This window comes from Stenotrophomonas sp. PE591 (assembly GCF_018320795.1).
Taxonomy (GTDB): domain Bacteria; phylum Pseudomonadota; class Gammaproteobacteria; order Xanthomonadales; family Xanthomonadaceae; genus Stenotrophomonas; species Stenotrophomonas maltophilia.
In genome coordinates this window covers 420,800-445,276 of record NZ_JAAOKO010000001.1, presented here as the reverse complement: position 1 = coordinate 445,276, position 24,477 = coordinate 420,800, and the positions used below count along the sequence as shown (strand labels likewise).

At 67.5% G+C, this 24,477-nt stretch carries 19 protein-coding genes; 13 read left to right on the top strand and 6 right to left on the bottom strand.

Going from position 1 to position 24,477, the window contains the following annotated elements; genetic code table 11:
- Positions 1-541 precede the first annotated feature (541 nt).
- From JLDANKMP_RS02260 to ubiM, 4 genes are all read left to right on the top strand, one after another.
- Positions 542-1,705 carry a hypothetical protein gene (locus tag JLDANKMP_RS02260; RefSeq protein WP_049454703.1) on the top strand — a complete coding sequence of 388 codons (1,164 nt, stop codon included), beginning with the start codon at positions 542-544 and terminating at the stop codon, positions 1,703-1,705.
- A 58-nt stretch (positions 1,706-1,763) separates the two neighbouring features.
- Entirely contained in the window at positions 1,764-2,309 is a 546-nt protein-coding gene (locus tag JLDANKMP_RS02255) for a DUF4019 domain-containing protein (RefSeq protein ID WP_005408699.1), read from the top strand.
- A gap of 11 nt (positions 2,310-2,320) precedes the next feature.
- On the top strand, positions 2,321-2,710 hold the full coding sequence (locus JLDANKMP_RS02250) for an MAPEG family protein (RefSeq protein ID WP_049397503.1): 390 nt from the start codon (positions 2,321-2,323) through the stop codon (positions 2,708-2,710).
- A 79-nt stretch (positions 2,711-2,789) separates the two neighbouring features.
- Positions 2,790-3,968, top strand: coding sequence for a 5-demethoxyubiquinol-8 5-hydroxylase UbiM (ubiM, locus tag JLDANKMP_RS02245; protein ID WP_212560418.1), 1,179 nt, complete (start codon positions 2,790-2,792; stop codon positions 3,966-3,968).
- 11 nt (positions 3,969-3,979) lie between these two features.
- On the opposite strand, the gene JLDANKMP_RS02240 is transcribed toward ubiM, so the two are convergent.
- Positions 3,980-4,201 (bottom strand): RNA-binding S4 domain-containing protein, encoded by a 222-nt coding sequence (locus tag JLDANKMP_RS02240; RefSeq protein ID WP_005408703.1) that lies wholly within the window; start codon positions 4,199-4,201, stop codon positions 3,980-3,982.
- Positions 4,202-4,469: 268 nt separating this feature from the next.
- Here JLDANKMP_RS02240 and JLDANKMP_RS02235 point away from each other — a divergent pair, with 268 nt between their 5' ends.
- The 6 genes from JLDANKMP_RS02235 (at position 4,470) to JLDANKMP_RS02210 (ending at position 14,129) form a co-directional block, all read left to right on the top strand.
- On the top strand, positions 4,470-6,416 hold the full coding sequence (locus JLDANKMP_RS02235; protein ID WP_212560417.1) for a DEAD/DEAH box helicase: 1,947 nt from the start codon (positions 4,470-4,472) through the stop codon (positions 6,414-6,416).
- Positions 6,417-6,634: 218 nt separating this feature from the next.
- The gene (locus JLDANKMP_RS02230; RefSeq protein WP_005412713.1) at positions 6,635-9,058 is read left to right on the top strand and encodes an EAL domain-containing protein; all 2,424 of its coding nucleotides are present in this window, start codon (positions 6,635-6,637) and stop codon (positions 9,056-9,058) included.
- 109 nt (positions 9,059-9,167) lie between these two features.
- Positions 9,168-10,832: a diguanylate cyclase gene (locus tag JLDANKMP_RS02225; RefSeq protein WP_212560416.1), complete on the top strand. Its 1,665-nt coding sequence runs from the start codon at positions 9,168-9,170 to the stop codon at positions 10,830-10,832.
- A 34-nt stretch (positions 10,833-10,866) separates the two neighbouring features.
- Positions 10,867-11,589, top strand: a complete 723-nt coding sequence (locus JLDANKMP_RS02220) for a pseudouridine synthase (protein WP_005408708.1) — start codon at positions 10,867-10,869, stop codon at positions 11,587-11,589.
- 144 nt (positions 11,590-11,733) lie between these two features.
- On the top strand, positions 11,734-12,804 hold the full coding sequence (locus tag JLDANKMP_RS02215; protein WP_212560415.1) for a sensor domain-containing diguanylate cyclase: 1,071 nt from the start codon (positions 11,734-11,736) through the stop codon (positions 12,802-12,804).
- A 164-nt stretch (positions 12,805-12,968) separates the two neighbouring features.
- Positions 12,969-14,129, top strand: coding sequence for an AAA family ATPase (locus JLDANKMP_RS02210; protein ID WP_024956273.1), 1,161 nt, complete (start codon positions 12,969-12,971; stop codon positions 14,127-14,129).
- 45 nt (positions 14,130-14,174) lie between these two features.
- On the opposite strand, the gene JLDANKMP_RS02205 is transcribed toward JLDANKMP_RS02210, so the two are convergent.
- Genes JLDANKMP_RS02205 through JLDANKMP_RS02195 form a run of 3 tightly spaced genes read right to left on the bottom strand, consistent with a single transcriptional unit; the run spans position 14,175 to position 16,415 of the window.
- A complete protein-coding gene (locus tag JLDANKMP_RS02205) occupies positions 14,175-15,122 on the bottom strand; it encodes a DMT family transporter (RefSeq protein ID WP_005412717.1) in 948 nt (315 codons plus the stop codon).
- A gap of 34 nt (positions 15,123-15,156) precedes the next feature.
- Positions 15,157-15,975 carry a DUF72 domain-containing protein gene (locus JLDANKMP_RS02200; protein ID WP_212560414.1) on the bottom strand — a complete coding sequence of 273 codons (819 nt, stop codon included), beginning with the start codon at positions 15,973-15,975 and terminating at the stop codon, positions 15,157-15,159.
- Positions 15,972-16,415 carry a VOC family protein gene (locus JLDANKMP_RS02195; RefSeq protein WP_005408713.1) on the bottom strand — a complete coding sequence of 148 codons (444 nt, stop codon included), beginning with the start codon at positions 16,413-16,415 and terminating at the stop codon, positions 15,972-15,974. The genes JLDANKMP_RS02200 and JLDANKMP_RS02195 overlap by 4 nt, the downstream gene beginning before the upstream one ends.
- Positions 16,416-16,525: 110 nt before the next feature.
- Here JLDANKMP_RS02195 and JLDANKMP_RS02190 point away from each other — a divergent pair, with 110 nt between their 5' ends.
- From JLDANKMP_RS02190 to agp, 3 genes are all read left to right on the top strand, one after another.
- Entirely contained in the window at positions 16,526-18,085 is a 1,560-nt protein-coding gene (locus JLDANKMP_RS02190) for a serine hydrolase (RefSeq protein WP_212560413.1), read from the top strand.
- 205 nt (positions 18,086-18,290) lie between these two features.
- Positions 18,291-20,123, top strand: coding sequence for a multidrug efflux ABC transporter SmrA (gene smrA, locus JLDANKMP_RS02185; RefSeq protein WP_212560412.1), 1,833 nt, complete (start codon positions 18,291-18,293; stop codon positions 20,121-20,123).
- Positions 20,124-20,190: 67 nt separating this feature from the next.
- Positions 20,191-21,423, top strand: coding sequence for a bifunctional glucose-1-phosphatase/inositol phosphatase (gene agp / locus JLDANKMP_RS02180; RefSeq protein ID WP_212560411.1), 1,233 nt, complete (start codon positions 20,191-20,193; stop codon positions 21,421-21,423).
- Between the two features lie 9 nt (positions 21,424-21,432).
- On the opposite strand, the gene JLDANKMP_RS02175 is transcribed toward agp, so the two are convergent.
- Both JLDANKMP_RS02175 and JLDANKMP_RS02170 read right to left on the bottom strand, forming a co-directional pair.
- Positions 21,433-22,428: a polysaccharide lyase gene (locus tag JLDANKMP_RS02175; RefSeq protein ID WP_183153856.1), complete on the bottom strand. Its 996-nt coding sequence runs from the start codon at positions 22,426-22,428 to the stop codon at positions 21,433-21,435.
- A gap of 145 nt (positions 22,429-22,573) precedes the next feature.
- On the bottom strand, positions 22,574-24,382 hold the full coding sequence (locus JLDANKMP_RS02170) for a DUF885 domain-containing protein (protein WP_005408718.1): 1,809 nt from the start codon (positions 24,380-24,382) through the stop codon (positions 22,574-22,576).
- Positions 24,383-24,477 lie beyond the last annotated feature (95 nt).

The window sequence follows — 24,477 nt, the reverse complement described above, 5'->3', positions numbered from 1 at the left end:
TTCGGACATGGATGCTGAAGGGGGTTGGGCAGGGCTGCGCCCGGCACCCGTGGTAGTGCCGGCCGCTGGCCGGCAACGGCAACAGCAGAAGCTGGTTTCCTGCGGCAGGGCGGGGCGGGTCCGGTTGCAGGGGACGCTGCAGGTACCCCTCCGGGGCCCGGCCCAGCCGCTGGCGGCTGTGCGTTCGGGCGCTTGCGAAGCAGTGCTTCGCAAGCAAAGCGCCCTCACCCATGTAAGCTCGGTCGCCGCTTGCTCGTGTGCGCTGTCCTGCGCACACGGCAAGACCGGGGTTGGGCGTCCTGCCCAACCCGCCCGAGGCATGCCTCGGGCCCATGGCGCTCACGCCCCTGCAACCGGACCCACCCCGCCTTCGAGAGGTTCCTGCGACATGTCTTGCGGGCGTTCTGCGCTGCTGTTGGTGGGTGTCGACCTTGGTCGACACGCTTTTCCCAAGGGTCAGAAGGGGTTCAGTGCCACGCGCTGAATGCGTGCCCCGGACGGGTAGACTGTGACTCTTGCTCACGTGAAGACTGGTTGCCCGATGTCCGCCAAACTCCGCTGGTTGCCCCTGTTGTGCCTGGCCCTGGCGGGCTGCAGCCAGCTGGAGAATCCGGGCAATGTGACCGCCGCCGACAAGGCCGCGCGGGCGCCGGCCAGCGATGGCGAGAACATGGTGTCGATCAATGCGGCTGACGCACCGCCACCGCCGGCGCCGCCGCGCAGCCGGGCGGATCGGCCGTGGCCGCAGGCGCAGTTGGAGAATGGCCGCGCCTGGGTCAGCTGCAGTACCGAGTACGCCGGTGAGGCGGGCGATGGCGTCGAGCTGGAGGGCCTGCAGCGCGAACAGATCACCCAGGCGCTGACGCCGTGTGCGGAACGTGGCCTGATGCGCGTGCGTTACGCCGGCAAGATCAATCCGGGCTTTGCCGAGATGATGTGGCGGTTGGCCGTGGTCGCTGACGAGCAGAAGATCCACAAGCGCATCCTCGATCTGGATTCCAGCGGCGGCCAGGTGGAATCGGCGATCGTCGCCGGTGACAGCATCGGTGAGTCCGGCTGGACCATCTGGGTGCGCGAAGGCTCGATCTGCCACAGCGCCTGCGTGTTCGTGCTGGCCGCCGGTGACAACCGCCTGCTGTCGGGCAAGGTCGGCATCCACCGCATGATGCGGATCAGCTCCAAGGCCACCTCGCGCGCGGAACTCAACCGCGAGCTGCACGAGGTCTACGACAACGTGAAGGACTACCTGCAGCGCAACGGCGTGGCGGTGGGTGTGGCCGATCTGATGATGACCGTGCCCAACCGCAGCCTGCGCCTGCTGACGCAGGATGAGCTGCGCCAGTACGGCCTGGACGGCACCAACGCGGTGCAGGACGATCTGGAACGGATCAAGCAGATGCGGGCCTGTGGTGATGACTTCGTGCAACGCAAGGACGCGTTCCTGATTGCCTTCGACCAGCAGTGCAAGCGCGAAGGCGCCGACATGGAATCGATCAACAGCTGCGGCCAGGCGCTGAAGCAGCGCTTCGGTTTCCCGGACGCGGTGTGCCCGGAAGAAAGCCCACTGTCGGAGATCGATGTGGCAACGCTGCCACCGGCACCGTCGGAGCCGCCGCCGGTGGCCGAACAGGCGCCAGTGAACACCGCCGCGCCCGCCGCGCAGGCTGATGCGGCTGCGGTGGAGGGCAACGCCCCGGCACGCTGACGGCATAGTCACCGCGCTGGCGTAGACTGCGGTTCTCTCCAGAAAACCGGCGGTGTCCATGAAGCGTGTGCTCCTGCTGCTGTCCCTGCTGCCCCTGACCGCATTGGCGCAGGCACCTGCGCCGGCCACGCCTGCACCGGCTCCGGCACGCCCGGCCCCGGCCTCGCCAGCGGCTGCGAAGCCAGCCACCGCCGGTGCCCCGGCGTTGACTGCTGCACAGCAGGCCCAGGTGCAGAAACAGGATGCCGAGATGGGCGCTGCTGCACTGAAAGCCGCGCAGCTGGTCGATGCCAACCGCGCCGGCGAACTGTGGGATGGCGCCTCCGCCGTCGCGCGCCGTGCAGTACCGAAGGCCGCATTCGTCAGCCAGCTGACCACCGAGCGCACGCGCCTGGGTGCGCTGGCCGGGCGTGGCCAGCCCACCATCACCCGGGTCAAGTACAGCGCAGGTGCCGCAGTGCCGGAAGGGCTGTACATCAACGTCAGTTTCCCGACCCGTTTCGCCAACAGCGCGCAGCCGGTGCGCGAGCTGGTCTCGTTCCGTTTCGACGAGGACCAGGTGTGGCGTCTGGCCGGTTACAGCCTGCGTGCGTCGGCACCCTGAGGAGATGAATGATGGCAACTGAATTGACGATGCTGGCCTGGTCGACCGTGCTCGGCTTCGTTTACATCTTCGCTACCTCCACCGTGGTCACCCGCGAGCGCGGGATGAAGTGGAATGCCTCGGCACGCGATGGCGACGCAAAGCCGGTCAGCCCACTGGCCGGGCGCCTGCAGCGTGCGCAGGCCAATTTCCTGGAGACGTTCCCGTTCTTCGCCGCCGCCGCCATCGCGGTGGTCGTGGCCGGTCGCGGCAACGACACCACTGCACTGGCGGCGCAGGCCTACTTCTGGGCGCGTGTGGTCTATCTGCCCCTGTACGCCGCAGGCGTGCCCTACGTGCGCAGCCTGGTGTGGCTGGTGTCGCTGCTGTCGATCCTGGCGCTGGTGTTCGCACTTCTGTAAGTCGGCCTGATCCAGATCAAGGCCGCTCAGGTGCGCGGCGCTATGCTGGCGCGGACTGAATCAACGGCAGGAGGCGCGCATGCGCAGGATGGACGTGGTGGTGGTCGGCGCCGGACCGGCAGGTCTGTGCTTCGCGCGCGCGCTGGCCGGCAGCGGGCTGCAGGTCGGGCTGGTCGAAGTGCAGCCGCGCCAGGCCCTGGCCGAGGCCGCCTTCGATGGCAGGGAGATCGCGTTGACCCATGCCTCCCGGCAGAGCATGGAGCAGCTGGGTCTGTGGCAGCGCCTGCCGCAGGCCGAAGTCGCTGAACTGCGCGATGCCAAGGTGATGAACGGCGGCTCGCCGTTCGCGCTGACCTTCGCCAGCAGCCAGGTCGACGGCCAGCCGCTGGGCTGGCTGGTACCCAACCATCTGATCCGCCGTGCCGCATGGGATGCGGTGCAGGGCCAGGACGGCGTGGAACTGTTCGACGGGCGCAAGGTGCAGGGCGTGCAAGCCGATGCACAGGGCCATGTGGTCAAACTCGATGACGGCAGCCAACTGCATGCGCGGCTGCTGGTGGCCGCTGACAGCCGCTTCTCCGCCACCCGCCGCATGCTCGGCATCGGTGCGCAGATGCGCGACTTCGGCAAGTCGATGCTGGTGTGCCGCATGCAGGTCGAGCGCGACCATCGCCACACTGCCTGGGAATGGTTCGGCTACGGCCGCACGATGGCGCTGCTGCCGCTCAACGAGGGCCAGGCATCGGCGGTGATCACGCTGCCGCCGCGGCAGATCGAGGCGCTGCTGGCGATGGACGAGGTGGCCTTCGGCGAGGCCATCAGTGCTTGCTTCGAACATCGGCTGGGCCGGATGCAGCCGGTGGCCACGCCGCAGGCGTATCCGCTGGTGGGTGTGTACGCGCACCGTTTTGTTGGCGAGCGTTCGGCGCTGATCGGCGATGCCGCCGTCGGCATGCACCCGGTCACCGCGCATGGATTCAACCTGGGCCTGGCCAGCGCACAGCGGCTGGCGCAGGGCCTCGTCGCGCAGCAGCGTCGCGGTGCCGACATTGCCGCCGCCGGCATGCTGGCCGGCTACCAGCGGGGTCATCGGCTGGCGTCGCGGCCGCTGTACGAGGCCACCAATGCGATCGCCAGCCTGTACACCGACGATCGCCGCCCCGCGCGGCTGCTGCGGGCGGCCGGCCTGCGCCTGGCGCAGGGGGTGGCACCGTTCAGGCAGCTGATTGCCTCGCACCTGACCCAGCGCGTAGCCTGAGCAGCCTCACATCAGCCGGCGGCCAGCACCCGGATCTGGCTGTCGGCGAACTCGACCACCTGGCCTGCGCGGATCTTGCAGGCCTTGCGCAGTTCGACTTCGCCGTCGACCCGCACCAGGCCTTCGCTGATGACCATCTTGGCTTCGCCGCCGCTGGTGACCAGGTCGGCCAGCTTGAGCAGCTGCTTGAGTTCGACGTAGTCGCCGTCGAGGTCGAATTCGAGAATCTGCATGGAGCGGGGTTCCTGGGAAGAGGGGCGCAGGCCAGCGGCCGGGCCGGGAAGAGGGCGCGTATTGTGCGCCAGCACGGGGCATGACGGCACGCGCACGGAAAGCTGTACGCCTCGTTCAGGATCAATGCGGTATCATCCCGCTCTGAGCGAGTGAAATCTCCTCCGACCGAGCAGCGCCAGGGCACGCGATAAGAAGGGCGCCCAAAGCGCGGACCATCCCTTTTTTTATCGCACTGCCAGGAAGACGGCAGTGCCTTCGGAGTTCCCCATGTCCCAAGATTCCCAAGCGCCGCTGCAGTTCGCGCAGCTCGGCCTGTCCGAGCCCGTGATGCAGGCGGTCACCGCCATCGGCTACGAAACCCCATCGCCGATCCAGGCCGCCACCATCCCGGCGATGCTGGAAGGCCGCGACGTGCTGGGCCAGGCCCAGACCGGTACCGGCAAGACCGCCGCGTTCGCGCTGCCGGTACTGTCCAACATCGACCTGCAGCAGATCAAGCCTCAGGCCCTGATCCTGGCGCCGACCCGCGAACTGGCCATCCAGGTCGCCGAGGCGTTCCAGTCCTATTCGTCGAAGATCCCGGGCTTCCGCGTGCTGCCGGTGTACGGCGGCCAGCCTTACGGGCAGCAGCTGTCGGCGCTGCGCCGTGGCGTGCATATCGTGGTCGGTACCCCCGGTCGCGTGATCGACCACCTGGACCGCAGCACCCTGGACCTGTCCGAGCTGAAGACCCTGGTGCTGGACGAAGCCGATGAAATGCTGCGCATGGGCTTCATCGACGACGTTGAAGCGGTGCTGAAGAAGCTGCCGGAGCAGCGCCAGGTGGCCCTTTTCTCGGCCACCATGCCGCCGCAGATCCGCCGCATCGCGCAGACCTACCTGCAGGACCCGGTGGAAGTGACCATCGCGGCCAAGACCACCACCTCGGCCAACATCCGCCAGCGTTACTGGTGGGTGAGCGGCATGCACAAGCTGGATGCGCTGACCCGCATCCTGGAAGTCGAGCCGTTCGACGCGATGATCATCTTCGCGCGCACCAAGGCCGGCACCGAAGAACTGGCCAGCAAGCTGCAGGCCCGTGGCCTGGCCGCTGCCGCCATCAACGGCGACATGCAGCAGGCCCAGCGTGAGCGCACCATCGCCATGCTGAAGGAAGGCAAGCTGGACATCCTGGTCGCCACCGACGTGGCTGCGCGCGGCCTGGACGTGGAGCGCATCAGCCACGTGCTGAACTACGACATTCCGTACGACACCGAAAGCTACGTGCACCGCATCGGCCGTACCGGTCGTGCCGGCCGCAGCGGCGAGGCGATCCTGTTCGCCACCCCGCGCGAGAAGGGCATGCTGCGCCAGATCGAGCGCGCCACCCGCCAGCCGATCGAAGAGATGCAGCTGCCGAGCGTGGAAGCGGTCAACGACAACCGCATCAACAAGTTCACCACGCGCATCAGCGAAACCCTCGGTGCCGGCGGCCTGGACTTCTACCGCCAGCTGCTGGAGCGCTTCGAGAACGAGCAGAACGTGCCGGCCATCGAGATCGCCGCCGCGCTGGCCAAGATGCTGCAGGGTGACACCCCGTTCCTGCTGCAGCCGCCGGTGCGTGCCCCGCGTGAAGAGCGCGCCCCGCGCGAGCGTTTCGACCGTGGCGACCGTCCGGAGCGTGGCGATCGCTTCGACCGCAACGAGCGCGGTCCGCGCTTCGAGCGTGGCCCGCGTCGCGACGACGCCGAAGGTGGTTTCGAGCAGCGTCCGCGCCGTGAGGTTCCGCCGCGTGGTGCACCGGAGCAGGGCATGGAGACCTACCGCATTTCGGTGGGCCACCAGCATGGCGTGAAGCCGGCCAACATCGTCGGCGCCATCGCCAACGAAGCGGGCCTGGAAAGCCGCTTCATCGGCCGCATCGACATCCACGACGACTTCTCGCTGCTGGACCTGCCGGCACAGATGCCGCCGGACGTGCTGTCGCACCTGCAGAAGGTGTGGGTGTCCGGCCAGCAGCTGCAGATGCGTGCGCTGGCTCCGGGTGAAGACAGCAGCCCGGCCCCGCGTCCGTTCAAGCCGCGCTTCGACAAGCGTGGCCCGGGCGGCCCGGGTGGTCCGCGTCGTGGTGGCCCGGGTGGTCCGGGTGGCCATGGTGGCGACCGCGGCGGTGACCGCGACAGCCGGCCGCCGCGTCGTGACGGCTTCAAGCCGCGCGGCCCGCGCAGCTTCTAAGCCGCACCTGCAGCCGTCCATAACAACGCCAGCCCCCGGGCTGGCGTACAGGAAAAGGGGACGGAGGGGATTAAGTCGTAAATGGCAGGCCATGCGCTTATGCCGAAAACGACTTAATCCCCTCCGTCCCCTTTTTCGCATGGCCCACACATTGCCGGTCATAGGCTGGGCCGGTTCCAAGGCAGGTTGTCACCGCAGCACATTCGGGGGGATCCGGGATGGGTAGAAGTGGCACGGACCAGCAGAGCCGGCGGGTGCCGATGACCCGTGGGCTGGGATTGCGCTTTGCGTTGTTGACGGGCATGGCGATCGGGTTGGTCGCGTTGTCCGCGTTGATCCAGGAACTGCAGGCAGCCTCGACGGCCTGGATTGCCGGCCAGGGGTACTGGTCACGAGGGCAGCAGGATGCAACCGCTGCGCTGAGCCGCTACCTGGCGCGTGGCCATGCCCAGGACCTGGATGACGCGCGCCAGGCGCTGCGGATTCCATTGGGCGATCTGCAGGCCCGGCTGGCGCTGGAACAGGCGGTACCGGACGAGGAAAAGGCCAGGCAGGGCTTCCTGCAGGGTGGCAACGCGCGCGCCGATATCCCGCGCCTGGTGTTCTCGTTCCGCTATGCACGCGACATCGGTGCATTCCGGGAAGCAACCACGCTGTGGCGACAGACCGACGATGATCTGTTGGCCGTGCAGCGGCTGGTTGCCGAGCTGCAGTCGGGGCACGCCCAGGGCGTGCTGCCAGCGGCGGACCGCGACCGGTACCTGCAACAACTGCGTGATCTGGACCGGCGGCTGCAGGTGCAGGCGCAGGCATTTTCGCAAGCGTTGCTGCGCATGGCCACGATGGTACGGATCGCCACGCTTGTGGTCGGCGGGTTGTCGGTGCTGGCGATCAGCCTGATGGCGGTGGCCCTCGCGCGCCGCGTCGGCAAGGACCTGACCGAGCATGAAAGCCGCTTCCGTGCGGCCTTCTACCAGGCCAATGTCGGCATGCTCAAGCTCGACACCGACGGCAAGGTGATCGAAGCCAACCAGGCGATGGCCGACATCCTCGACTACCGACGCGACGTGCTGCTGCAGATGTCGCTCGGTGATCTGTTGATGGAAGGCGAACTGGTCATCGATGGCGTCGGCCGCATCGACTGGGACCGGCAGCTGCGGCCGAGTGAACTGCGCTTCTGCCGCCGCGATGGCAGCCTGGTGTGGGGGCGCTGGAGTGGCACCGGCGTGCGCAGCGCGGGAGGCGGCCTGTCGGTGTTTGCGATCATCGAGGATGTCAGCCAGAACCATGCATTGGCACGTGAGATCGAGCATCACGCCAGCCACGATCCGCTGACCGGCCTGATCAACCGCCGCGAGATCGAGCGGCTGCTGGAGCGTGCGCTGCTGCAGGTGCGCAGTGATGGCGGTACGCATGCGCTGTGCTACATCAACCTGGACCACTTCAAACTGGTCAACGACAGCTTCGGCCATGCCGCCGGTGACCAGATGCTGCGCAGTTTCGCCGACTATCTGGTGGCGGCCGTGCGTGACGGTGACTGGGTCGGCCGCCTGGGCGCCGACGAGTTCGCCGTGTTCCTCGCCCATGCCGGGCAGGACGAAGCCAAGCGGGTGCTGCAGCGGGTGATCCGCAACCTGGGCCAGGCCACGTTTCCGATCAGCGAGGGCAGCCCGCAGCTGAGCTGCAGCATCGGCGTGGTCGAGGTCAGTGCAGATGCGCCGGACGTGAACTGGTTGATGAGTGCTGCCGACAGCGCCTGCTATGCCGCCAAGCAGGCCGGGCGCAACCGCGTGCACTGCTTCAATGAGAACCGCATGGCGCTGGAGGAGCGGCGGCAGGAGGCCGAGCGCCTGCAGGGCGTCAGCCTGGCGATGGCCGAGAATCGCATGCTGCTGTATGCGCAGCGCATCGCCCGCGTGGGCGATCCGTCCTACCTGCACTACGAGGTGCTGGTGCGCATGCGTGGTACCGATGGCAGCCTGCATCTGCCCGGCCAGTTCATGCCGGCGGTGGAGCGCTATGGCATGGCAGTGGCGCTGGACCGGCACGTGCTCGGGCTGCTGTTCCGCCACCTGCAGGTGTGCCCGGCGCACGTGCGCCAGCTGGGCCTGTGCAACGTCAACGTGTCCGCGCAGTCGATCGCCGAGCCGGGATTCCTCGCCTTCGTCTGCGACCTGCTCGAGCGCAACCGCGCGCTGGCCTCCAAGTTGTGCTTCGAGATCACCGAGACTGCGGCGATCAGCAACCTCAGCCAGGCCCGCGCCTTCATCGATGCAGTGAAGGCACGGGGGTGCCGGATGGCGCTGGATGACTTCGGCTCCGGCCTGTCTTCCTTCGGCTACCTGCGCCAGTTGCCGGCGGACATCCTGAAGATCGACGGCGCCTTCGTGCGCGACATGGATACCGACCCGGTCAGCCACGCCACGGTGCGCGCGATCAGCGAGCTCGGGCGCGAGCTGCAGATGGAAGTGGTGGCCGAGTGGGTGGAGACCGCCGAGGTTGCCGGTGCGCTGACCCGGCTTGGCGTGCAGGGGCTGCAGGGCTATGCCATCGAACGGCCGCAGCCGCTGGAGCGGCTGACCCTGGTCGATCTGCGCCCGGTACGGCTGGTCGCGGTGAAGGGGCCGCCGGCGGCTGGCTGAACCGCGGGCGCCGACTTTGGTCTACACATGCGTGGCGTGCCCGGCTGCGATAATGCGCGCCAGGGGCGGCGCGCAGTGGGCGCGGACGTAAGCAGGAACAGGACGTGGCGTGGGCGGCAGGCAGTGGCGGTATGGAACAGGAGCGGTGCTGGCCGTCCTGATGGTGTGGTTGGCGTTGCCGTGGCCGCTTCAGGCTGCAGAGGCCGTGTCGGGCCATGATTATCTCCTGGTCGGCGGCGCTACCGACGAGCCGACGCCGCACCGCGCATGCACGCCGCAGATGCTGTCCGGCGCCCGCCAGCAGGTGCTGGTACCGGCTCCGCCGCAGGGCTGGTCAGGGCAACCGCAGGCGCTGGACGTGTTCAACGTCTTTGCCGGTGAAGTGCGCGTCCAGCACGGCGACCGCGAGATCTGCGGCAACATGCACGACGCGCGCACCCGCGATTCACGTTTCCGGGCTGGCATCGGCCTGGTGGCGGTACCGCCGGCCGGCAGCCATGAGCCGTTCCTGGTCTCCTGGCAGACACCGCTGAAGACACGTTGGGTACCGACCCTGCGGCTGGGCGCGCCCAGCCCGGTGCAGCAGAACGACACCGCCCGCCTGCTGGTGCGTGCGGCCTGCATCGCGGTGGCGATCGCGCTGGCGCTGTCGGCGTTGATGGCCTTCCTGACCACCCGGGACCGCAGTTTCCTGGTCTACATCGCCGGCACCACCGTGATGGTGCTGTGGCAGGCCATCCTCGGCGGGCTCAGCGGCTATCCGGAACCCTGGCTGCCGGTGGGCGAGCACGGCGCCTGGTGGCTGCTGGCGCTGACCGCTGCGACCCAGGCACTGGTGCTGCCGGCGCTGTGGCGGCTGAACGGAGGCGATCGCGTGCTGCCTCGATCGCGCCCGGCCCAGCTGGCGGTGTTGTGGGCCCTGATGGCGCTGGCCGTGCTGGTGCCGTGGCTGCGCTGGGAGCATCTGGCCTGGGTCGCGAAGGGCTTGCAGGTGTCCTATCTGTCCGGATGTGGCCTGGCACTGATGGTCGGCGTCTGGGCACGCTGGCGCGGCGACCGTTGGGCACAGGCGGGTCTGGCCGCGCTGGCACCGATGCTGGTACTGATCATCGCCGATGCCTGTGGTGCGGCGTGGCTGCTGGAATACCGGGTGGAGGCGCTGCAGCTGGCGGTGACCTGGCTGTTGATGATGGCCGCGTATGCGTTGAACCAGCGGCTGGGCCGGCTGCGCCAGCAGCGTGATGAACTTCGCCAGCTGGCCGAGACCGATGGCCTGACCGGGCTTCCCAACCGTCGCGCCGGACTGCAGCAGCTGGCCCGCCATCTGGAACGGGTGGACCGTGAGCGCGGCCCGTTGGTGATCGGCTTCCTCGACATCGACCTGTTCAAGGACATCAACGACCGCCACGGCCACGCAGTGGGCGACCAGGTGCTGGTGGCGGTGGCGCGTGCCCTGCGCGCGGCGGTGCGCAGCCAGGACGAAGTGGTGCGGATGGGCGGCGAAGAGTTCCTGCTGCTGATGCCCGGCATGCCGCGCGAGGCGGCGTCGGCGCGGCTGGACCGCCTGCGCCAGCGCATCACCGAGGCTGGCCAGGCCCTGCAGGTGCCGGGGCTGGAGGTGACCGCCAGCATCGGCCTGGCGCAGTGGCGACCGGGCGAGGACGATCTGGCCGGGCTGCTGCGGCGCGCCGACCATGCCATGTACGTGGCAAAGCGGGCGGGCCGCAACCGGGTCTTCGACGGCGAGGAGCTCGATCCGCCCGCCCTGGCATGAAGCGCAGCGGGCGGCGATGCCGGATAATGGGCCGATGACCACCCGACTCAACAAACATATCGCCGACACCGGCTTCTGCTCCCGCCGCGAGGCCGATCGCCTGATCGCCGCGCGCCGCGTTACCGTCAACGGCCATCCGGCCGGTACCGGCGCGGTGGTGGGCGAGGAAGACCAGGTGCTGGTCGACGGCCAGCCGCTGCGCGCCCGCGTGGCACGCAAGCCCGGCGCCCGCCGCCACGTCTACATCGCACTGAACAAGCCGGTAGGCGTCACCTGCACGACCGAAACTTCGGTCAAGGGCAACATCGTCGACTTCGTCGGCCACGAACAGCGCATCTTCCCGATCGGCCGCCTGGACAAGGAATCCGAGGGGTTGATCCTGATGACCAGCAACGGCGACATCGTCAACCAGATCCTGCGCGCCGAAAACGGCCACCAGAAGGAATATCTGGTGGCGGTGAACAAGCCGGTCACCGATGAGTTCCTGCGCGGCATGGCGCGCGGCGTGCGCATCCACGACCAGATGACGCTGCCGTGCAAGACCTCGCGCATCGCCAAGTTCGGCTTCCGTATCACCCTGCAGCAGGGCCTGAACCGGCAGATCCGCCTGATGGCCGCCGAATTCGGCTATCGCGTGACCCAGCTGCGCCGCGTGCGCATCGACAACATCAAGATCGGCGCGCTGAAGCCGGGCCAGTGGCGCAACCTGACCGAGCAGGAACTGCAGGGCCTCCTGCCGAAGCAGCTGGACTGGTAACGCGCGGTAGTGCCTGCCGCTGGCCGGCTGCTCCAGGCATCGAATGAGTGCGGGATGCCGGCCAGCGGCCGGCACTACCCGTTGTGCGGATTACGCGCGGGCATCAGCTAGACTTTGCAGTGACCTGCCGGAACGTGACGCTGCATGATCAAGCCCGACAAGCCTGCCAACGAAGCCCTTCGGCTCGAGGCGCTGTACCGCTACCGGATCCTTGATTCGCAGCGCGAGAAGTCATTCGACGACCTGGTGGCGATCGCCAAGGCGGTCTGCGGTACCTCGATGGCAGCGGTGACCCTGATTGACGTCGAACGGCAATGGTTCAAGTCGATCCAGGGCATCGACGCGGCGGAAAACCTGCGCAGCGAATCGATGTGTGGCCACGCCATCCTGCAGCCGCACGAAATCATGGTGGTCGAGGATGCGTTGCAGGACATCCGCTTCCATGACAACCCGGTGGTGACCGGCGACCCGCACATCCGCTTCTACGCCGGTGCGCCGCTGATCAGTTCCGATGGCCTGCCGCTGGGTACGCTATGCGTGTTCGATGCACAGCCGCAGCACCTGCCCAGCGACAAGGCCGAGGCGCTGGCCGCGCTTTCACGGCAGGTGATGCTGGTGATGGAGCTGCGTCGTTTCGCGCTCGACATCCAGAAGCACATGCTGGAACGCGATGACTACGAGCGCCTGCTGTCGGAGTACCAGGACGTGCTGCTGGCGCAGAATGCCGACCTGGCCGAACAGAGCCGCACCGATGCGCTGACCGGCCTGCCCAACCGCCGCGCGATGGCAGCGGCACTGGAAGAGGCGGTTGCGGAGATCGATGGGCAACCGGGAGTAGCCTGCGTGGCCCTGCTGGACATCGATCATTTCAAGCACATCAATGACTTCCAGGGCCACGCCACCGGCGACCGGGTACTGGCCGAGCTGGGCGTGCTGCTGCGTTCGCATTTTGCCGGCCGTGGCATGGCCGCGCGCTATGGCGGCGAGGAGTTCGTGGCGGTGATGCCGGGCACTGATCTGCGCACGGCCGAACTGCAATGCGAGTTCCTGCGCCTGGCCGTGGCGGATCTGCCGCTGGGATTCCCGGTCACGATCAGCATTGGTGTGGCCCAGCACCAGCCCGGTGAAAGCGTGGATGAGATGCTGGCGCGCGCCGACAAGGCGCTGTACCGGGCCAAGGGCAACGGTCGCAACCGGGTGGAGCTGGCGGGCTGAAACACCGGCGGTTCGCGCGCTGAATGCATGCGACGCGTGGATGATTCGATGCCGCTCCAGTAGATCCACGCCATGCGTGGATGCTCTTCCCGTTTCACTTGGCGTCGCAGCTCCTGCGATCAGAACCGGCCAGCATGACGTCCTTGTTTCCACGGACACCAGCCATGCTGCAGACCCTGGCCATCGCCCACTATCGCTCGCTGCACGGGCTGGTACTGCCGCTGCAGCCGTTGAACGTGGTCACCGGCGACAACGGCAGTGGCAAATCCAGCCTGTACCGCGCGCTGCGCCTGCTGGCGGAAACCGCCCAGGGCGGCGTCGCGGCGGTGCTGGCCCGTGAAGGGGGACTTGGTTCGGCGCTGTGGGCCGGCCCCGAATCCATCGATCGCCGGGTCGCGGCCGGCGAGATCCCGCTGCAGGGCGGGCCCCGGCAGGCGTCAGTGGGGCTGAAGCTGGGATTCACCACCGACGAGTTCGGCTATGCCATCGACCTGGGCTACCCGCCACCCAGCCGTTCCGCGTTTGCGCTGGATCCGCAGATCAAGGCGGAGGCGATCTGGGCCGGGCCGTTCCTGCGCAGCGCCAACCTGCTGGTCGATCGCCGTGGGGCAATGGTTCGGCAACGCCATGCGCACGGCTGGGATCTCGTGGATGACCGGTTGTCACTGTTCGACAGCCTGTTCACCCAGGTCGGCGATCCGCAGCGCATGCCGGAAACCATCGCCCTGCGTGAGTACATCCGTCGCTGGCGCTTCTACGATCATTTCCGCAGCGACGCCGATGCCCCGGCGCGACAACCGGCGATGGCAACGCGCACGCCGGTGCTGCATCACGACGGACGGGATCTGGCGGCGGCCTGGGTGACCATTCTCGAGATCGGAGATCCGGTTGCGTTGGCACGCAGTGTCGATGATGCCTTCCCCGGCGCCACGGTCGGCTTCGAAGAGCTGGACGGTCGACTGGCCCTGCGATTCCACCAGCCCGGGCTGCTGCGGCCGTTGTCGATGGCCGAATTGTCTGACGGTACCTTGCGATTCCTGCTGCTGGCCGCGGCACTGCACACGCCGCGGCCACCGCCGCTGCTGGTGCTGAACGAGCCGGAGACCAGCCTGCATCCGGACCTGCTGCCGGCGCTGGCGCGGCTGATCATCGCCGCCAGTGCGCGCAGCCAGGTGTGGGTGGTGTCACACGCCAGCCGGCTGATCGCGGCGTTGGAGCAGGCGCCGGGCTGCCACTCGCTGCATCTGCACAAGGAACAGGGCCGCACGCTGCTGAGCGGGCAGGGCCTGCTGGATGCGCCGGCCTGGCATTGGCCGCAGCGTTGAGACATCGATCCGGATCCGGCAGATCCACGCCATGCGCGGATGCACTCAATCGGCGATGTTGCGTGCTTCGGCCGTGCCAAGGATTTCCGGGTGCTGCACCGGCTTGCGGCGATTCAGCAGCGGATGCAGGAACACCGCGCCGACGATGATCGCCACGCCCAGGTAGAACCACGGGGTGACCTCGTGCTGCTCGCGCAGCAGCACCACCGCCAGCACCACCGCATAGACCGGCTCCAGGTTGGTCACCAACTGCACCGTATAGGCGCTCAGGTGGCGCAGTGCGACCAGGGCCAGGGCGAACGGCAGCAGCGTGCAGAACCCGGCCAGCACCAGCAGCAGGATGCCGTCGTGCAGATTCGGGAGCACCCACAGCGGGCTGGCCAGTGCTGGCAGCAGGTAGGGCATCAGCGGTGCCAGCAGGGTCAGGGTGAGGGTGCCGGCCCCCAGCTCCAGTGCGGTGACCGTGAGCGGGTCGGCGTGGCTGACCATGCGCTTGTTGAGCGAGCCGAACACCGCCACCAGCAGCGCCGATATCGCCCCGATCAAGACACCCAGGCGCATGCCATCGGGCACGCCACCGACCACCAGCGCAACACCCGGCAGCACCGCCAGGCCGAACGCCAGTTCACGTAGCTGGAACGGCCGCTTGGCGACCCAGGGTTCGATGATCGAGGTGAACACCGGGGCCAGTGCAATGCAGGTGGCGGCCACCGAGGCATTGGCCAGTTTCACCGCGCCGTAGAAGGTCAGCCAGTGCAGGGCGACCAGCGCACCGATGCCGGCGTAACCGGCCACCAGCCGCAGGGGCAGGGTGCGCAGCCCGCGCCAGACCCGCGGCAGCAGGGCCAGCATCGCCGTCACCAGCAGCATGCGCCACCACACCAGCGGCAATGCGGGCAGGGTGATCAGCTTGCCGAGGATGGCGGTGACGCCCCACAGCAGGACACAGAAGTGGATCTGCCACAGCGCTTTGCGGGTGTCGGGTGTGCTCATCCGCCTATTGTGAGGCAAGGCGAACGTCGCAGCGCTACCCGCGTGTGGGATCGCTGCCCTGGTCAACCCGCCGCTGCAGTGCCATCGCCGCCGCCGGGTTGCGTGCCTTGCCCGCGCCGATGCACAGCAGGTAGACCTCGCGCGGGGTTTCCGGAGCTGGCGCGGCCAGGCAGGGCAGGTCATCCACCGGTTCGCCGCGTGACCAGCGGCGTGCGCGTTCGGCCCAGCGCTGCTGCACGGGCGCCGGCAGGCCCTCGTTCAAGCGGGCCTGGCTGCGCTTGATCCGCGCATAGACGAAGCCGGCACCGACATCGCCGTGCAATGGCGCCTCGTCGCTGTCCTCGATCACCAGCGCCACGCCGTGGCGGCGGGCGGCGTCGACCAGTGCCGGGCCATGTGCCTCGGCGTTGCGGACCTCCAGCGCATGCTGCAGCGGCACCCCGTCCAGCTGCTTCGGCAGCTGTGCCATCAGCCGTTCCAGTGCTTCGGCGCCGGCCGGATGCCGTGGATCGAACTGCCACAGCAGCGGGCCCAGCCGGTCACCGAGCGCGGTCGCCGCCTGAAGGAAGGGCGCGGCCGCCTCGACCGTGCTGGACAGGTCGCGGCGCTGCACCAGGTAGCGTGGCGCCTTCATCGAGAACCGGAAGCCTTCCGGCGTCTGTGCGGCCCACTGCTCGCACTGCGCCGCAGTGGGCGTGCGGTAGAAGGTGCCGTTGATTTCGATGCAACGCAGCGCACGGCTGGCGTGGGCCAGTTCTTCACGCTGTGGCAGGCCCACGGGGTAGAAAACGCCGCCGCGCCATTCGGGAAACACCCAGCCACCGATGCCGCAGCGGATCGCTCCGGCGGTCACTGGCCGTGGTCCGCGCGCCACGGGTCGTAGCTGCCGAACCACCACAGGTAGCCTTCCGGGTCGGCGCAGGCATAGCCACGGCCGCCGTAGTCCTGGTCGGCGATGTCGATGACGATTCGGGCACCGGCGGCCTTGGCCCGGGCGTAGTGCGCGTCGGCATCGGTGACGATCACGCAGGCACTCTGCGTCTGGCGGCCGCCGACCTCATCAGGCATCGCCGCATGCTCGCTCCACGCGCTCTGGTTGCTGGCCGAGCCCAGCATGATCATGCCGGTGCCGAAGGTCAGCTGCGCATGGAACACCGTATCGCCATCGGCGTAGACGGCCTGGGCATGGAAGCCGAAGGCGCGCTGCAGCCAGTCGATGGCAGCCTGCGCATCGCGGTAGCGCAGGCACGGAATGATGGTGGAGCCGCTGCTCGGTTGGCCGTTCTCGCCCATGACACCCCTCCTATGGCACAGGGCAGGGTGCAACGCAGAACGTTACCATCCCGCGAAACCCCGGTGACGGCCTGCACATGGCCGCCACCCCTGTTCGGAGATCGTGCTGGATGAAACCCTGGATTGGAGGAGCCGTGCTGCTGGCGTGCACGACCATGGCGAGCGCTGCCACCCCGGCGCAGCTGCAGGAGCTGGATGCAACCGTCGAGCGCGTGCGCGCGCAGTTCGACGTGCCCGGTGTTGCGGTGGCGGTGGTCAAGGATGGCGAGGTGGTGCTGGAGCGCGGCTGGGGCGTGCGCGAGCAGGGCAAGCCGGAACCGGTGCAGGCCGATACGCTGTTTGCCATTGCGTCCAACACCAAGGCGTTCACCGCCACCTCGCTGAACCTGCTGGCCGAGGACGGCAAGCTGAAGATGGACGACAAGGTGATCGACCACCTGCCGTCGTTCCGCATGTCCGATCCGTTCGTGACCGGCCAGATGACGATCCGCGACCTGCTGTCGCATCGCAGCGGACTGAGCCTGGGCGCCGGTGACCTGTTGTTCTGGCCGACCACCTCCTACAGCAATGCCGAAGTGGTGGAACGGCTGGGCAAGGTGCCGCTGAAGGGCGGATTCCGCGAGGGCTATGCGTACGACAACATCCTGTACGCGGTCGCCCAGCAGGTGATCGAGCATGTTTCCGGCATGAGTTACCAGCAGTTCCTGCAGACCCGCATCTTCGACAAGGTGGGCATGGCCGGCACGCGCTACAACGCCGATCACCTGAAGCCGGGCGACAAGGCCGCGGTCGGCCACGCCAAGTACGATTTCAAGGACCTGCGCACCGTCGCGCCGCTGACCTGGTCGAACAATGCCGGCGCCGGCGGCATCTATTCCAGCGCGCACGACATGGCGCGCTGGATGCAGGTGCAGCTGGCCGAAGGCAAACTGGCCGACGGCACGCCGTTGTTCACCGAGAAGAGCCAGCAGCAGATGTGGCGGATGATCACGCCGCAGTCGATCCCGGCGCCGAGCGTGCCGGAGCTGGCACCGGCGCGGGCCAACTTCGCCGGCTATGGCGAAGGCTGGAGCCTGAGCGACTACCGCGGGCAGAAGCTGGTCTGGCACACCGGTGGCTGGCCGGGCATGGTTTCGCGGCTGACCCTGGTACCGGGAGAGAAACTGGGCGTGGTGGTGCTGACCAATCAGGAAGTGGGCGCGGCGTTCAATGCGATCACCCTGAGTGTGCTCGATGCCTACCTGGGCGGTGAAAGGCACGACTGGGTGGATGCCTATGCCAAGGCCGTGGCCAAGGGACAGGACAAGGCCGACGAGGCGTGGGCCAAGCACCAGAGCGCGCGCGACAAGGGCAGCAGGCCGTCGCTGGCGCTGGCCGGCTATACAGGCACGTTCCGCGACCGCTGGTATGGCGACATGCAGGTCAGTGCCGAGGGCAAGGGACTGCGCCTGCGCTTTGCCAAGACCGCGCAGCTGAGCGGACGCCTGGAGCACTGGCAGCACGACACCTTCATCGTGCGCTGGGACGACCGTTCGCTCAACGCCGACGCGTTCGTGAACTTCAGCCTGGACCCGGATGGCAAGGTGCGCGAGGTGCGCATGCAGCCGATTTCCGACCTGACCGATTTCAGTTTCGATTTCCAGGACCTGCTGTTCACCCCAGTGAAATGACGCCGCCGAGCGTGGCCCGGCGCTGACGTTTGACGAATCCGATGGGTCGTGCCGGCCGCTGGCCGGCAACCTCATGATCCCCGGATGCGTCGCAAGGGTGCCGGCCAGCGGCCGGCACGACCGCAGCCGCAGCCGCAGCGATCGTCGGCCGGCGTACACATGCGGCATGGGATACTCCGCCAGCTAAAGATGGCGAGGGAATGCGATGTTCCGTTGGTTTGAATCCCTGATTCCGGTGTTCCCGCCCGTGGACGGGCGGATGCCTCCGCGCAAGGTGCTGCCGTTCTACCTGCACTACCTGCGCCCGGTGTGGCCGGTGCTGCTGGCCACGCTCATCGCCGGCCTGCTGCTGGCGCTGGTGGAAGTGGCGATGTTCGATTACCTGGGCCGCATCGTCGACATGGTCGCCGAGCAGCCCGGTGCCGACTTCTTCAAGCGCCATGCCAACGACCTGGGCTGGATGCTGTTCATCACGGTCATCGCGCGTCCGATCCTGGTCGGCCTGCACAACCTGCTGGTCAACCAGGCCATCGTGCCCGGCCTGAGCAACCGCTCGCGCTGGTTGATGCACAACTATGTGGTGCGGCAGAGCCTGAGCTTCTTCCAGAACGACTTCGCCGGCAGCGTCGCCAACCGGGTGATGCAGACCGGTACCTCGCTGCGCGAGTCGGCGGTGCAGATGGTCGATTCGCTCTGGTACATCGTGGTCTATACCGGCACCGCGCTGTACCTGTTCGCGCAGGCCGACTGGCGGCTGATGGTGCCGCTGATCCTGTGGCTGCTGGCCTATGCGGTGATCATGGTCTACTTCGTGCCGCGCGCGAAGGAACGGGCCTGGATTGCGTCCGAAGCGCGTTCCAAGGCGATGGGCCGCATCGTCGATGGCTACACCAACATTCCCACGCTGAAGCTGTTCGCCCATGGCGGGCGCGAGCAGGCCTACGTGGCCGAGTCGATCCAGGAACTGGCGGTCAAGCACCGCGCGCAGACCCGGGTGACCACCGGCATGGACCTGACCATCGCCATCGTCAACGGTTTCCTGATCGCCGGTACCTGTGGGCTGGCGCTGTGGCTGTGGAATGGCGGCCACATCACCGTCGGTGCGATCACGCTGGCGACCGGCCTGGTGATCCGCATCCACAACATGTCCGGCTGGATCATGTGGACCATCAACGGCATCTTCGAGGACATCGGCACGGTGCAGGATGGCATCACCACCATCGCCCAGCCGCTGACCGTGCAGGACCGCGAGGATGCAGTGCCGTTGCAAGTGACCCGTGGCGGCGTGCATTTCCAGGACATCCACTTCCACTACGGCAAGAAGGGTGGCGTGATCGCAGGCCTGGACCTGGTGGTGAAGCCGGGCGAGAAGATCGGCCTGGTCGGCCCTTCGGGGGCCGGCAAGTCGACCCTGGTCAATGTGCTGCTGCGCCTGTACGACCTGGAAAGCGGCCGCATCCTGATCGACGGCCAGGACATTGCCTGCGTCACCCAGGAAAGCCTGCGCCAGCAGATCGGTGTGGTCACCCAGGACACCTCGCTGCTGCACCGCTCGATCCGCGACAACCTGCTGTACGGCCGTCCAGACGCAACCGATGAGCAGCTGCGCGCTGCGGTGGCCAAGGCACGTGCCGAAGCCTTCATCGATACGCTGGTGGACGGGCAGGGGCGTCGTGGCTACGACGCACATGTCGGCGAGCGCGGCGTGAAGCTGTCCGGTGGCCAGCGCCAACGCATCGCCATTGCCCGCGTGCTGCTGAAGGACGCTCCGATCCTGGTGCTGGACGAAGCAACCTCGGCACTGGACTCGGAAGTGGAAGCGGCCATCCAGGACAGCCTGGATGAGCTGATGGGCGGCAAGACGGTGATCGCGATCGCGCACCGGCTGTCGACCATCGCGCGCATGGACCGGCTGGTGGTGATGGACCAGGGACGCATCGTGGAGACCGGCACCCATGCCGAGCTGATTGCGGCCGGTGGCCTGTACGCACGGTTGTGGGCGCGGCAGACCGGTGGATTTGTTGCTGCCGATCAATGATCGCTTCGGGGTCGGATCCCTTTCCGCAGGAAAGGGCTCTGACCCCAGCGTGTTTCCGGAGACCTGCATGATCCGCCCCCTGCGCTCCCTGTTGCTGGCACTCAGCCTGGTTGCCACGGTTGCCACGGTTGCCACGGCTGCGCCGGCACCCATGGACGGCGACCAGCTCGAGCAGGTCGTCCTGCTCAGCCGTCACAACCTGCGCGCGCCGGTGGTAGCCTCCGGCGCGCTCGCCAACGCGACGCCCGAGACCTGGCCGCGCTGGGAGGTGGCACCGGGCGAGCTGACTACCAAGGGAGGCGTGCTGGAGGTCTACATGGGCCGCTACATCGCCCAGTGGCTGCGCCAGGCGCAGCTGTTGCCGGTGTCGGGTTGCCCGCAGGAGGATGACTTCCACGCGTACGCCAACAGCCTGCAGCGCACCCAGGCCACCGCGCAGTTCTTCGTTGCCGGTGCTTTCCCGGGCTGCCATGTTTCGGTCGAACAGCGCATGCCGCTGGGCTCGATGGATCCGTTGTTCGATCCGGTGATCCACAACGGTGACACGACCTTCCGCACGCGCGCGCTGGAATCAATGCAGCGAGCGCTGGCCGCAGCGGACCTGGCACCGGCTCTGTCCGTGGTGGAAGAGATCACCCGCTATCCGCAGTCGGCGGCATGCAAGGGGCACAGCGACTGCCATCTGGCGCTGGCCGATACCACCTTCAGTACGGAACCGGGCAAGGAGCCTCGCGCATCCGGATCACTGGCGCTGGCCAGCGGGCTGGTCGATGCCTTGTTGATGGAGCACTACCAGGGCAGTGGCATCCCCCGCGAAGGCTGGGGCCGGTTGACCACCGAGGCGCAGTGGCAGGCGTTGGCGCAGATCCGCAACCGCTACCAGGACATCCTGTTCGGAACGCCCGAGGTGGCGCGGGATGTGGCCGCTCCGCTGCTGACAAGAGTGAATGCGTTGTTCGACGACCCGGCGTCGCCGAAGGTGACCCTGCTGGTCGGTCACGATTCCAACATCGGCTCGGTGCTGGCGGCGTTGGGAATCAGCGACTACAGCCTGCCGGGGCAGTACGAGAAGACACCGATCGGTGGCCTGCTGCAGTTCGAACGCTGGCGTGATCGCCACAGCGGGGTGGAACGGATCCGCCTGGCCTACGTCTACCCGACCACCGCGCAGCTGCGCGATGCGCTGCCGCTGGCCAACGCGCAGCCGCCGGGCCGCGTCGTGCTGCGTGTGCCGGGGTGCGCGGCTCAGGGGTGCACCGTCGCCGAGTTCCAGCGCCTGCTGCATCCGAAAGCCCGCTGAGGCGCGCTGCTAACGCAGCGGCGTGCGCACGATGCCATGCGTGGCCATCAGCGTAAGGTCGCCGCCCAGCCGTGGCGAGTGGAACGGTCCGCGCGCATGCGCGGCGTCGAACACGCCGCCGTCAGGTGAGCGCAGGCGGTAGAACTCGACCCAGCCGCTGGCCTGCAGGGGCAACTGGGCAACGCCGGTGTGCTGGTTGAACCATGCAGGGTCCCTGCTGCCTTCGATGACCCGCCGCGCCAGGCGGTCGATCGCGTGGTTCCTGCTGGCATACCAGTCCTGGCCGCGCAGACGCGCCAGCTCGGCCATCATCACCAGTGGCGCCAATGCGTAGTCGTGGTAGTGCAGGGCCCGTTGCCCGCGGGCCATCTCCAGCGGCAGGCTGCCATCGTCCTGGATGTCATCGATGCCCTTCTGGAACGCGGCGTGGCCGGCCTGCCACAGGGCATCGTCGTCGGTGGTCAGGCCGGTGGCCAGCACGCCCAGCCCGCCCCAGTAGTAGTGGTTGTTGCGGCGCCGTTTCGGATTGTCCCAGTACGCCAGATTGGCCCGTGCCAGCTTCTGCAGCCACGGATCGATACGCGCACGCTGCTGCGGGTTGGCCTGGTCATGCACTTTCAGGTAGGCCATGGCTACCGCATCGAGCATCCACTGCCGCATGTAGAACGACTGATCGTTATTGACCCGGATCATCTGCCCGAGCATGGCGCCGTCGTCGGCCCACGCACCCAACCAGCTCAGCGTGCACTGTGCCGCTGCCGGGTCACCGTTGCGCAGGTAGTCATCGCTCATGCGCGCCACGTCGGCGGCATAGCGGTCCAGCGGTGCAGTGGCGTCCTTGTTCTGCTGCTGCAGTGCCGGGTCGATCACCGAGCCGACCTTGTCGGTGTAGTAGCCAATCGCGCGGATGTCCGGCTGGCCGGGCGGCGGCGCGGGGCAGGCGGCGAAGGCACCCGCACTGGCCAGCAGCGTGGGCAGCAGGGCGAGGCGCAAGGGGAGAGACATTGGAAACCGGCGGAAGGGGGAATCCGGCGAACGATGCGCCTGGCCATGTTGCCGGCATGTGATGCGGAGATGGCTTGGCGATCCCCCACATACAGATCGGCCCGGGTTTCCCCGGGCCGCTCCGCTTCAACTCACACCACCCCGATCACTCGATCGGCTGGTCCAGCATCAGCTGGCGTGCGAAACGCACCGGGGGTGCGCCGTAGGACAGTACCTGGTCGTGGTACGCCTTCAGGTTGAACTTGTCGCCCAGCTTCTCCTGCACCGCCTTGCGGGTGTCGAAGTGTTCCTGCGCACCGACGAAGTAGGTCGGTAGCTGCGCCGAGGTCAGCTGTGCACGCACCCACTTGCCCGCCGCTTCGCTTTCCTGCTGGAACGCGTCGTGGGTCATCAGGTGCATTGCCTTCTCGCGATCCCAGTTGTCCACGTGCACGCCCTGGTCGAGGATCGCGTTGGAGATCGTGCGCAGGTAGAACTTCAGCTGCACCAGGTGGAACAGCGGGTCGTTGTTGAGGTAACCCTGCTCCTGCATCATGCGCTCGGTGTAGACCGCCCAGCCTTCGGCGAACAGGCCCGAACGCAGCACCGCACGCAGGGTGGAGGGGAACTTGGCCGAATGCCAGCCTTCCAGGTAGTGGCCCGGGGTGCCTTCGTGGATGCTCAGCAGGTGGATCATGCGTGAGTTGTACTCACGGAGGAACGAGTCGACCTGCTTGTCGTTCCAGTCGTCTGGAATCGGCGACACGGCGTAGAAGGTCTTCAGATTCTTGTCCAGCGGACCCGGTGAATCACAGTAGGCCACGGCCACGCCACGCTGGAATTCCGGCATCAGGATGATGTCCACCGGCGCGTCGGGCAGCGTCATCAGATCGTGCTCGCGCACGAACGCAGTGGACTGCTCCAGTGCGGCCTTGGCATCGTCGACGACCTTGTCGCGTGCCGGCTTGTCGGCGTAGGCCAGTTCCAGCGCAGCTTCGATGGCCTTCTGCTGCTGCTCGTCGGTCGGCTGGGCCGGCATCTCCGGCGCACCCGGCTTGTCCTTCAGCACGGTCTGCGCGATGCCGTACATGTCTTCGCGCACGCGCTTGAGTTCGGCGCGTGCACGCTCACCGATCTCCTGGCGCGACAGCGAGGAGCTCAGCGCGAACTTCAGCTTCTGGTCGTACTTTTCCGCACCGATGCGGAAGTCGCCCTTGGCATTCGGCACCAGGGTCTTGTCCAGCCAGGTCTGCTGCTCGTCCACCGCCTTCTTCAGGCCGTCGATGGCGGCCTGCAGGCGCTGCTGGTCGGCCTGCGGCAGTTCACCGATGTGCGGGGTGATGAAGGTATCGACGATGCTGAGGATGCCCTTGTTCTGCTTGGCCACCGTTTCGGCGTGGATCTTCGGCACCCGTGCCGGATCCAGGTTCTCGCGGGCCTGGGCGAAGATCGCCGGCAGCTTTTCCATGCGCGCGGTGGCCGACTTCAGGCGCTCCGGCAGCGGCGCGAACTCGCGCGCCATCAGGCCGTAGATCGCGCTGCCGGCAATGCCGTTGTACAGCTGCGGATCCCACTTGCCGGACTGCAGCACTTCGGCGTTCCATATTTCCGACTGCAGCTGGTTGCGCAGGATCGCCGCGTCTACCTGGTTCTCGCGGCCCAGCTTTGCCACCTCGATCTTGTCCAGCTCGCCCAGCAGCGCCTTGTAGGCTGCCAGGGTCTTCTGCTGGCCGGCGGCACTGAGGTCGTCCAGCTCGCTGTCGTAGCGGTGGTCACCGATCTGGGTAGCGCTGACCGGCGACAGCTGCATCCAGGTGTCCAGGGCGCGCTTGGACAGGTCGGCGAAGGCGGCATCGACCGCCGCGTCACCGGCCTGCTGGCTGGTGGCCGGGGTGGAAGCGTTGGTCGGGGCGTCGGCCGGCTGGCAACCGGCCAGCGCGGCGACCAGGGCGAGGGCAAGAAGATGCGGGCGCATCGGCGTTCCTGTACGGGGTCAAACCCTGAGCATAGGGCCGCGTGGCTGCTTTGTCCCCGTGCCATAGGATTACCATGGGCGCAGACAAGGACCCT